Below are 5,956 nucleotides of genomic sequence, written 5' to 3' on the forward strand. Positions count from 1 at the left end.
GGTTCGGTTGGCGGTGGCAGAGGTGGTGGTGGTGCCGGTTCGGTTGGCGGTGGCAGAGGTGGTGGTGGTGCCGGTTCGGTTGGCGGTGGCAGAGGTGGTGGTGGTGCCGGTGCTCCCGGATCCGGAGCTGGACCCTGTGGGGCAGGGGCAGCAGGACGTAGGGGTTGCAGTTCGCTAGGTGCAGGTGGGGATTTTTTTGGTGGCGGTGTGGGCGTTTGTGGGTTGGGTGCCGGCTGGGTTGGGTTTGCTTGATCACCTGGCTTGGCTTCGAGGTAGGTCCGGAGGGCCGCAATGGCGTCTTCTATGCGTTGCTGCCGGTCGAGTGAAACGGACCCGCTCGATGCCAGGGCGTCCAGGCGGACGCTGAGTTTATCTAAAAGTTTTAGGGCTTCTTCGTAGTTTTCGTCGACGGAGAGCCGTGTGACGGCTAGCACCTCGGATTGGAGCTGTCGGGCCGCGTCCGGGCTGTAGCCCCCTGAGGTGTTGCTGCAGCCGCTGAGCAAAGCCACGCTGAGAGCTACCGCCGAGGTGCGGTTGAGGAATCGAGTGATTGTCATTGTGGTGCCACGCTGTCCTGTAGCTCCTGCAGTAGATCCCCGAGTTCCCCTGGGGCCGCAGGATAGGGAACGGGAACGGGGGAGGGTCCGTCTCCGATGTCGATGGCTGGCACTATCAGCACCGTTAAAACCAGCAGCGCAACTGCCAGGATAAGAGCTATCAGCGCCCATTGCATGGCGCCCGGTCTGCGGCGCTGCCCCGAAGGGTCCTGCTTCCCTTCCCGATGCGGCTGCGCCAGATCCCCGTCCGGTGGGGTGATGATTGAATGCGAGAGTAATTTACCTGTCCTGCTGGCGGTGGGTATGGCTGAGGTTTTCTGACCATCCTGCGGCGCAAAACCTTGCCGGAGAGCCGAGGTTGGCGTAATCGTTGAGATGGACTCTAGATCTGATGTCCTTTGATCATCACTGTCTGTTGCTCGCGGAGTACCGGAACCGGGGAGAGAACGTAGCGCTAACGCTGTATCTGCGGCGCTGGGGCGGTCTAGGGGATCCCGGGCGGTCATGGCCTGGAGTAGCTGGGTCCAGCCGCTGCCCAGCGCGACAGGAACCGGTGGGCCGCGATACAACCGTGCCGCAGCGGATGCTGCCGCGGGCCCCGGGAAAGCGGTGTTTCCGGTGAGGCATTCCAGTAGCACCAGCCCCAGAGAGTAGATATCGCTAGCTGGAGTGACGGAAATGCCCTCAGCCTGTTCGGGGCTCAGGTAGGCGGCAGTGCCGATGGACTGTCCAGTGGCGGTCAACCGTGTCCCGTCCATCAGCCGGGCAATGCCGAAGTCCGTGAGTTTGGGGTTCTGCGCCCGCTGAGCGTCCCCATGGCTACCGAGGAGGATGTTGGCGGGTTTCACATCGCGGTGGACTATGTCGCGGCCGTGAATGTATGTAAGGGCGTCGGCCACTCCGGCGCCCATGGCCACTGTCTCTTCTTCGGTGAGTGGCGCATTGTATTTGGCACGGTGGAGATCCTCGCCGTGGACCAATTCCATGACTAGGTAGGCTTGCGGGTGTAGCGTTGCGGTCTCCGTGCCGACGTCAAAGACCGTGACGAGGTTGGGGTGGCTCAGTCCGGCCAGGACTCTGGCCTCGCCCTGCTGCCGGTCGGTCTCATCATTTCCGATCGCGCCCGCACGGAAAAGCTTGACTGCCACGTCCCTGCCGAGTACCTCATCGCGCGTCTGGTACACCGATGCCATCCCACCCTGACCGATGAGAGTGCCAAGCCTGTACCGCCCGCCAAGGGTCATACCGGTTGGCACGCCGCCAGGTATTTCCTCCCCTATAACAGCATCTCTTACCCCAGATCCCGGATTAGGATCCTTGCTATTCATTTTCCGAGTCCAAGATCGACAGGTCGGGTTTGTCCGGATACCCCGAATGGTTGCGGTACAGGTTGGGATATCCGGTATTGCGGTTGGCCTTGTTCGTGTGTGGGACTGGCATGTTGGGGGCGGCGTCCGGGTTCCGGGTTAACATTTCAGGGACCTTACAGTGTGCTGGGGGCGGTAGTTCATCGCCTAGGCTGCTTCCAGGCAGCTTCGTAGTTGTAAGAGTCCGTTACGGATGCGGCTCTTGACCGTTGGCAGCGGCAGGTCAAGTTTTTCGGCGACTTCCCGGTAGGTAAGCCCTGCGTAATAGGCCAGGGAAATTGCTTCCCGTTGCACGTGGGACAGGGTTTTCAACGACGCGATGACGCTTTGGGCTTCGATCCTGCCGATGGCGCCCGCCGCCGTCTCGTCGTATTCGATGGTTTGGGTGGCCGCACCCCAGTTCGCCTCCCGGGTGATGCGCCTCTGTTCTGTGCGGACTTTATCGACGGCTCTGCGGTGGGTGATGGTCATTAGCCAGGCCAGGGGTGTTCCTGCGGCGGGACGGTATTTGTGGGCATCCTGCCACACCACCAAAAATATTTCTTGGGTGGTGTCGTGGCTGAGCGAATCATTAATGATGACTCTGCGTGCTAGTCCGTACACCCGGCCCGCAGTGTGGTGGTAGAAGGCTGTAAAAGCCTCACGGTCTCCGTCAGCCGTGCGTAGTAACAGTCCGGTGAGCGCAGCACGATCAGCTTCGGCCCCAACCCCGGGATCGGACTTCGGGCGTTCAAAGTTGTTCATTGCACCCATCTTGTAGGTCCAGGCAGCACCCCAGCGGGCTGCCATCACACCATGCGAGCGACGCGAACGCCCGTTCTTAATCTTTGATTCGTGCACATAATTTCCGAACACCAGACCGGGCTTTAGCCTCCAATTTGATAGTAGTCTGCTGGGCTGCGGTCCGTAATGGTCAGCAGGCTTGCTAACCATTTTGGAATGCGATTGTGATGTACGGCCTCAGCCAGATATTTCAGATCATTCCCAACTGCACTGCCATAGACAGGCGGGTAGGTGCCACTGATATCGGGTTTTGTCGTCGATCGGCAACGTTCGGTGGGTGTCTTGAAAACGATGGATTTCGAGACGCTACCGGGTGAGACATGGCATGTGGATCGCAGCGATAAGTGACGGTGTTTTTGCAGCGCTATATTTCCTGCCTGGTCCGGTTAGCCGATCGTTGGATTCTTATGGTGATGTGACGATTGTGGGCGGGGCTTGGTGGGGAGAACTCCGGATAGGACGATGACGAGGAGCCCGGTGAAGGGGACTATGAGCAGTCCTGCCCGGAGGCTGATGTTGTCGGCGATGAGGCCGACGGTTGGTGGTGAGATAAGGAAGCCTATGCGCATGAGCCAACTCACGACGGCCAAGCCGGTGCCGGGGCGTAGCCCGGGCAGTTCATCTGCTCCGTGCATGGCGGCTGGAACGAGGGTGGCAACTCCGAAACCTGCTAGCCCGAAGCCGATGATGGTGCCGGTGATGGTGGGAATGAGCAGTGCCAGGCCCATTCCGAGGAACACGATGGCTCCTCCGGAGCATGCGACGGTGCGTTGACCGAATCGGTCAACAAGTCCATCACCAAGAAGTCGTCCTATGAATTGGGCGCCGACCAAGGCCACGAATCCCAGTGCTGCGATACTGACCGTGGCATCGAGAGAACCGGACAGGTAGATAGCGGCCCATGTGCTGCCGGCATCTTCGACGAGTGCTCCACCGACAGCGATAACCACGAGGGCGCCTAAGGCGACGAGCGGAGCGGTTCGTCGAACGCTAGTGCGTGGCTCACCGGGGATGGGTGCAGGCTCGGTCGGTTCGGTTGGCTCGGGGTCTTTGAGGAGGAAGCGGTACGCGATGATGGCAATAACAGTCCACAGGAACCCGGTGACGCCTAGATGCAGGGCTCGGGGAATGTCTAGTGCGACTGCGGCCCCGCTCATCAGCCCGCCCGTCACGGCCCCGATCGACCAGACCGCATGGAAGGAATTGAGGATGGAGCGTTTGTAGAGCTGTTGTACGCGCAGGCCGTGGGAGTTCTGGGCGACGTCGGTCACGGCGTCCATCGCACCTGCGAGCAACAGTGCGCCTGCCAGAGCCAGCCAGGAGTTGGACAGTCCGGCCAGAGCGACACCGATGCCGGTCAGGGCCGTTCCGGCCACGGCCACGCGAGACGAACGAAAGCGCCGTATAAGGGTGGCTGCAGCAAGCCCGGCCAGAAGTGCTCCCAAGGGGAACGACGCCACAGCAAGGCCGTATTCAGCGTTGGCGAGGTCGAGGTCAGCTTTGATCTCGGGATAACGGGGCAAGAGGTTCGCAAAGAGTGCGCCGTTGGTGAAGAAGAGTATGGCGACAGCGATGCGCGCATTCCGGGTTTGCCGGGGTACCGCGGCACGTTCGCGAGTGGACGTAGATGTCATGGGAATCCTTTGACAATGTTTCGAAGAGGAGGTGTCCGTCAGCCAGGAGCCGGAGCCGGTAATGGCGTGACAGCCGATCAAGTGGTGGTCTCGTTGTTGCTAACTCAAGAAGCGGCGCACCGCGCGTTCGGTGCTGGCCCGGGAACGCGTGGGCTGATCAAGGCTGGCATGGATGAAGAGACCTTCAATCAGTGCATCCACGTCGTACGCGGTGTCCGTGTCGACGAAACGTTCCAGCGCCTGACGGCTTCTCTTCATCCAGTCGTGTGTGATCTGGCGGAAAGCCGGTACGCGTGCGGCCAATGTGTAGAGCTCGAGGCTAAGGACAAGGTCATCGGGGGCCTTACCCAGATCGTGATGAACGAGATCGACAATCGCTTCAATGAGGCCATCTAGGGAGAAGGCGACCGCCAGGCGTTCGGTGTATCGCTCCGAGATTCTGTCCGCATACCGGGTCAGGGCTTCCCTGAGTAACTCGTCGAGGTCCGCGAAGTGGTAGGTCATCGACCCTAAAGGGACATCGGCATGATCAGCGACCTTGCGGTGCGTGGTGCCAGCGACCCCGTTCTCGGCGATGACGCTCAGAGCGCTTTCAATAATCCTGCTGCGCCTGTCCGGATCGTGCCGCCGGCCAGCCAACGCTAAATCTTTCGGACGACGCGGGCAGGATTGCCCACGGCAACCACGTTCGCCGGGACGTCCTTCGTGACCACGGCGCCAGCACCAATCACACTGTTCTCCCCGATTGTGACGCCGGGGAGCACAATCGCCCCACCACCAAGCCACACATTGTCTCCGATAGTGATGGGTTGAGCCGCTTCGAGCTTGTCCCGACGAGGCTGTGGCTCCACCGGGTGCGTGGGTGTCAGCAATTGCACATTCGGTCCGATCTGGCAGTCCCGACCGATCACGATCGGAGCGACGTCCAGCGCGGTGAGGTTGTAGTTAATAAACGTTCCAGCACCCACCGAGATGAAAGAGCCGTAGTCAACGAACAAGGGAGGACGGATGTGGGCACCTTCACCAAGCTCTTTCAGCAGTGACGCAAGGATCGGTTGAGCAGCATTGATGTCCTGGCTGTAGACAGCGTTGTACTCGCTCATCAGTGCTACTGCACGCTGCTGCTGGGCCGCAATCTCGGGATCATCGGCTATGTAGAGGTCACCGGCGATCATGCGCTCATGGTTCGACCGGGAATCATCGGCGAAGTAATCAGTCATGAGTACAAGTGTACATAACTATAAGTACAAAAGTACACATACAGCAGAGAAAAGGGTGGGTCGACTGCTCGCCCGGCCCTTGCAGATACCTCATCGCTCTGTTAGTTCCCGACACTTTCAGCACCGGTCCACCCGGCAAGCCGAAGAGAATAATAAGTTGCGCTGTAAGGAACCTGACGCGGTACGAGAAGCACAAATAGATTTATCTAGCTACAGAAGAGAGCGGCAGCAGCTTAAATGCTGAGAGCCCCGCAGCACCTGGCTACGGGACCCTCAGTAGTCCATAACAGGGAACCTGTCCCTGTCTTCATTTACAGTTTACTCCTATGGGTTCAGCGCAACAACCACCGATCGAGCGGGTCCTGCTGCAGCGGATCACGCCGGAAAGACTTAGC

5 protein-coding genes are annotated in these 5,956 nt (G+C 59.9%); all 5 read right to left on the minus strand.

The window, feature by feature from the left end; all coding sequences use genetic code 11:
• Positions 1-553: 553 nt before the first annotated feature.
• On the minus strand, positions 554-1,813 hold the full coding sequence (locus ACX80O_RS16515; protein ID WP_459334151.1) for a serine/threonine-protein kinase: 1,260 nt from the start codon (positions 1,811-1,813) through the stop codon (positions 554-556).
• A 258-nt stretch (positions 1,814-2,071) separates the two neighbouring features.
• A complete protein-coding gene (locus ACX80O_RS16520; protein WP_459307666.1) occupies positions 2,072-2,713 on the minus strand; it encodes an ECF RNA polymerase sigma factor SigK in 642 nt (213 codons plus the stop codon).
• Between the two features lie 380 nt (positions 2,714-3,093).
• Positions 3,094-4,341: an MFS transporter gene (locus ACX80O_RS16525; protein ID WP_459334152.1), complete on the minus strand. Its 1,248-nt coding sequence runs from the start codon at positions 4,339-4,341 to the stop codon at positions 3,094-3,096.
• Positions 4,342-4,440: 99 nt separating this feature from the next.
• Positions 4,441-4,980 (minus strand): TetR/AcrR family transcriptional regulator, encoded by a 540-nt coding sequence (locus tag ACX80O_RS16530; protein WP_459334153.1) that lies wholly within the window; start codon positions 4,978-4,980, stop codon positions 4,441-4,443.
• 2 nt (positions 4,981-4,982) lie between these two features.
• Entirely contained in the window at positions 4,983-5,561 is a 579-nt protein-coding gene (locus ACX80O_RS16535; RefSeq protein WP_459334154.1) for a sugar O-acetyltransferase, read from the minus strand.
• Between the last annotated feature and the right edge of the window lie 395 nt (positions 5,562-5,956).

Source organism: Arthrobacter glycogeni, assembly GCF_054511155.1.